Source organism: Bacillus sp. JST-5, assembly GCF_057747715.1.
Genome location: NZ_JBYLHW010000116.1, coordinates 1 through 3,141 on the forward strand (window position 1 = coordinate 1; position 3,141 = coordinate 3,141).

The window sequence follows — 3,141 nt, forward strand, 5'->3', positions numbered from 1 at the left end:
AAGTTGATGCATCAACATTTTTGGACTTTCGTGAATTTCTTATCTTCACTAAAATTTACATAAAGATACCGGTGGTCGGGGTATAAAAATTAGTATAAACCCTGTTGTTATAAGAATTTACATTTTTTCTGTGTAAAAAATGTGTAAAATTTTTATACACCTACTCCTCTTTCACAATTATAAATGGTTCCTCTTCAGAAATAGAGATTTTCTTAATCGATTAAAACCGAATAAACTACGAACCCTAATTGTAATAGAGTTATTAAAAGTAAATAAGTTGCGTATTTAAATGTTTCATGGTCAGAATTTACAGATCGTTTCCCAAACGTCCATATAAATATTCCAATTACAGTTAATCCAATTAATATACTAATAAAAACTACTGAAGACATTTTACCACTTTCCCCTACATTGCCAGCCATAAACAGCAGCCTCAATGGCAAGGCTAGCTGCATTTACTTTAAAACCAGCTTTTATTAGAGTTTTCGCCATTAATTGAGCAGCTAAATCATATTGCTTGTTCTTAATATAAGTATAGATAGCACCTGTTGCAAATTGTCTAGCTATAGTACCATAACTATTAGCAAATTTATTAACCACACATGTAGCAAATTCTGAAGCACCATTTATACCTACTAATGGTTCAGAATGATTTAGTTTGGATAATTCATATAACTGGGTTGCAATCTCATCGCCCGATTCAATTTGCTTTTTTAGTAATTCTTCATCCTTTATTACATAATTTCCATTTTCATCAAACTCACCAATTCTATCAAAATAAAATTCTAATTCCATTTTTATTTCTTGTTCAAGTGCTTGTTGATCGATGTTATTTTTTTCTGCGCTTGCGCTCAAGTTTAAGCTTGTACTTCCAAGTGTAGACAAAATTAATGTTGTTACAATAACTAATAGCAAAGTCTTATTAAAAAATCTTCTCATTGATTAACCCACCTCACAAATTATTAATGTTGATAATAATAAGTTAATAGATTAATATATGTAAATTTCACCTCCCACAAATTGGTAACGTCAAGAATTTTGTGTAAGGTTCTATAGAGTATCCTCAGATTATGCTGTATTTGATAATAAATTCATTTATCTGTTTCCCACTAGGAGACTGAATATTCAGTCTCCTAGTGGGAAACGCACGTCCTTTCATATATCCTTACATACTTACAAATTTTAGTATCTTTCTTCGAACATTTCTTGTAGGGCTTGATAGGCGTTTGAAAAACCTCGTAATTTTCTATTCGACCATTTTTCGTTATAGTCTTGAATGGTCAAGTACGTGATTTTCTCCGCAGCTTCTATACTTGAAAGACTGTTCATCGTCTTTAGTCGTTTACGTATGTCTTTAATGGTTCTTTCGATCGCGTTTGTCGTGTATATGACACTTCGTATGCTTAGTGGATATTTCATAAACGTGAGTAAAACGTCTAAATCTTTTTCCCATGATTGTACTTCTCTTGCGTATTTTTTGGACCACTTTTTCTCGAATTCACGAAATGCTTGTATCGCTGCTTCTTTTGTCGTGGCACGATAAATGAGCTTTAAATCTTCTGCCACTTCTATTTGGTCTTTCTTTCTGACTTTATTTAATGTATTTCTGACTTTGTGCACGACACATCGTTGTACATCGGCTTTTGGAAAGACAGATTTAAAAGCTTCTTCTAAGCCATTAAGACCATCAAACACGCCAAGTAATACTTCTTTTACTCCACGCTGATATAAATCTTGAAGAATTTCTTGCCATCCAAGAGCGCTTTCTTGACCTCCAACATAGAAACCTAATATTTCTCGATAGCCATCTTCATTGACTCCAAGGACGATATAAATGACTTCCTTCGCATACGTATCACGACGGACTTTTATATATAAGCCATCTAGGTAAAGGACAGAATAACGCTTATTGAGTGGACGTTGTTGCCATTTTCGAATGTCTTCTATCGTCGCATCTGTAATATTGCTTATCGTGGTTGGGGAGTAACTAGAACCAAGAATTCGTTCGATAAATTTACCGATTTCTCGAGTGCTCATCCCACTTTGGTACATTTTAATAATCGCTTCTTCGAGCCAACCATCGCGGCGTTGATAAGGTTCAAATAGTTGGGTTTGAAAATCCCCATTTCGATCTCGTGGAACATAAAGCTGATCAATTTTTCCATACTTAGTATCCAAAGAACGGGTGTAATACCCATTTCTGGAGTTATGAACCTCCTTCTGTTCTACTTCTAGAAAGTTTTTGATTTCTTCTTTCATGATGAGCTCTAATTTTTCTTTGACAAATTCACGAATCATATTTTCTAGTTGATTTCCGAAGTCAGAGTTATGTATACTACTAGACATAGGTAGGGTCATCCTTTCTCAATTTGTTTGGTAGCAAATCTGAGAATACCCTACCTATTTTTATTTATCTAGAAATTTGCTTACACAAAATTTTATACATCATCCACAAATTCAATTGTATTATTTTGTAATTTCAATTATAATTTAACATTTTTACTTTTAAAAATTTAGATGCTTTAGTCTTATGTTTATAAATAGTTCTATTTTCATATACAATACACAGAAATTAGACTAAAAAAGGAATGAAATAATACATTGAGTTTGTAAAGTGGTTAAAGTGAATATGAAAAAAACAGCCCTTTGAAATGGTGTTCAAGAAGATTTTGATAGAGGAAACTTAATTTAGTATAACTGCTGTTACAAAAAATTGCGACTTCCTGCATAAATTAAATATATGAAATTATATACATTGATTTCTATTTTATAGTTAACTCCAATAGAGTCATATGGATCTACGTCAAGTTTTTGTGTCCAAAAACTTGACGTAGATCCAATATGAAAGTATAAGATTAATTGAAAGAAGGAAAATGCTAGTGTAACTAAATAACGCTTCACTTAACAATAACGCAGTGGGAGTAAAAATAGGCTAAACAAACTGTATAACCCACTCCATTCCACTAAATATCAAGCATTGTTCTTATTCATGCCTTTAAATTGGACATTTATGACCATGAACTGCCCAGTTAAGGAAATGGAGTATACATTTGATATTTATTGATTGGTATGTCAACACAAAATTGAACAATTTTTTTAAGGTACATGTTCAAATTTGATTATTTCATGCAACTACTATGA

At 32.2% G+C, this 3,141-nt stretch carries 3 protein-coding genes; all 3 read right to left on the bottom strand.

Annotated features, from left to right (window positions below; all coding sequences use genetic code 11):
- Positions 1–212: 212 nt before the first annotated feature.
- The 3 genes from AC3ASS_RS13875 to AC3ASS_RS13885 all read right to left on the bottom strand — a co-directional run bounded on the left by AC3ASS_RS13875 (position 213) and on the right by AC3ASS_RS13885 (position 2,346).
- Positions 213–392 carry a hypothetical protein gene (locus tag AC3ASS_RS13875; RefSeq protein WP_161522360.1) on the bottom strand — a complete coding sequence of 60 codons (180 nt, stop codon included), beginning with the start codon at positions 390–392 and terminating at the stop codon, positions 213–215.
- Position 393: 1 nt separating this feature from the next.
- Entirely contained in the window at positions 394–939 is a 546-nt protein-coding gene (locus AC3ASS_RS13880; protein WP_488284102.1) for a hypothetical protein, read from the bottom strand.
- Between the two features lie 243 nt (positions 940–1,182).
- Complete coding sequence (locus AC3ASS_RS13885) at positions 1,183–2,346, bottom strand: IS256 family transposase (RefSeq protein ID WP_488284103.1); 1,164 nt, start codon at positions 2,344–2,346, stop codon at positions 1,183–1,185.
- Positions 2,347–3,141: the final 795 nt, after the last annotated feature.